The organism is Peterkaempfera griseoplana, from assembly GCF_001418575.1.
Classification (GTDB): Bacteria; Actinomycetota; Actinomycetes; order Streptomycetales; family Streptomycetaceae; genus Peterkaempfera; species Peterkaempfera griseoplana.
The window spans coordinates 1-1,264 of sequence record NZ_LIQR01000539.1 but is presented as its reverse complement, the minus strand read 5'-3'; the positions used below and the strand labels follow the sequence as shown (position 1 = coordinate 1,264).

The window sequence follows — 1,264 nt, the reverse complement described above, 5'->3', positions numbered from 1 at the left end:
TGTGTATAAGAGGCAGGCCGGTGGCCGCTGCGGCTGCCTTGAGCACATCGCGGCGGGCGGGGGTGCGACGGGGGGACGCGGTGGCGTCGGCTGAGTGAGAGGACTCGGTCACGGGCGGAGGTTACTGAGTGGTAAGCGCAGTCGGGAAGAGGTCATCTGACTGTTTGTCAGATGTTCGCTCGGTGCGCCGCCGGCGCTCCCGCGACGCCAGGGCCGCAGGCCGGCCCGGCCCGGGGTGCGGGGGCTGCCGCACTGCCCGGACCGGGTCGTGCCCTGGTCGGTCCCGGTCAGCCGGCCAGGCCCTGGGAGACCAGGGCGGTGAACTCCGGGCCGGTGACGGTACTGCCGTCGCTCTTGACGACCGGGAGGTCCTTTCCGTTGAGCCTGACGGTCGGCGTCCCGGTGACGCCGCTGGTGTCGAAGGCCTCGGACACCTTCGACACCCAGGGCTCATAGGTCATGTCGCGGACGGCCCTGGTGAAGGCCGGGGTGCTCAGACCCGGCACCTTGGCGGCGAGCTTCAGCAGGGTCGCGGTGTCGGCGAAGCCGTCGTTGGTCTCCTCGGGCTGGTCGGCGTAGAGAACATCGTGGAAGGCCTTGAACTTCGCCGCGCTCTCGTTGAGCGCGGCCCCGGCCGCGTTGAGCGCCGTGCGTGAGCCATGGCCGCCCAGGTTGCCGTCCAGGAACGTCCCGAAGTGGTACTCGATGCGGTACTCGCCCCGGTCGGCCAGCTGCTGGATGGTGGACCCGGCCGAGTGCTCCAGCCTGGCGCAGACCGGGCAGCGGAAGTCCTCGTAGACCTGGAGGGTGGCCTTGGCCGCCGGGTTGCCGTAGACGATCACTGTGCCGCCGGGCCCGCCGGAGTGGGCGGGGGCGACGTAGGGCTTGTCGGAGGTGGCGCGGCTGCTCTGCACCGCGATTCCTATCCCGGTGCCGGCGCCCAGCAGCGCCAGCGCGGCGATGCCGACGACCAGCTGCCTGCGGCGCCGGGTCCTGCGCTGCTGCTCGGCGCGGCTCGCCTCGATACGGCGGCGCGCGGCCTCGGTCCTCTGGTTGGAGCTCATGGTGGGGTGGTCCCGTCGTGTCGTGATGCCGTGGACGTGGGCGCGGCGGCACGGCGGAGCCGCAGCTCAGCGGCAGGCCGTGCACGGCCCGTACGGCGGGCCCCGGCGGACGACGGAGTGGAGCAGCGGTGGTGCGGGCGGGAGGGCCACCCGCCGGGGAGCCGGGGGCGGCGGCGAGGGAGCCGGCGCCCGGGTGGCGG

General features: G+C 73.3%; 1 protein-coding gene. It reads right to left on the bottom strand.

The annotated features are described in order from the left end of the window. Positions 1–287 precede the first annotated feature (287 nt). Positions 288–1,064: a DsbA family protein gene (locus AOK09_RS32040; protein WP_055590733.1), complete on the bottom strand. Its 777-nt coding sequence runs from the start codon at positions 1,062–1,064 to the stop codon at positions 288–290. Between the last annotated feature and the right edge of the window lie 200 nt (positions 1,065–1,264).

Bases quoted from the DNA above. Each gene is read 5' to 3' on its own strand.
- AOK09_RS32040 (WP_055590733.1), bottom strand. From the start codon at position 1,064: ATGAGCTCCAACCAGAGGACCGAGGCCGCGCGCCGCCGTATCGAGGCG.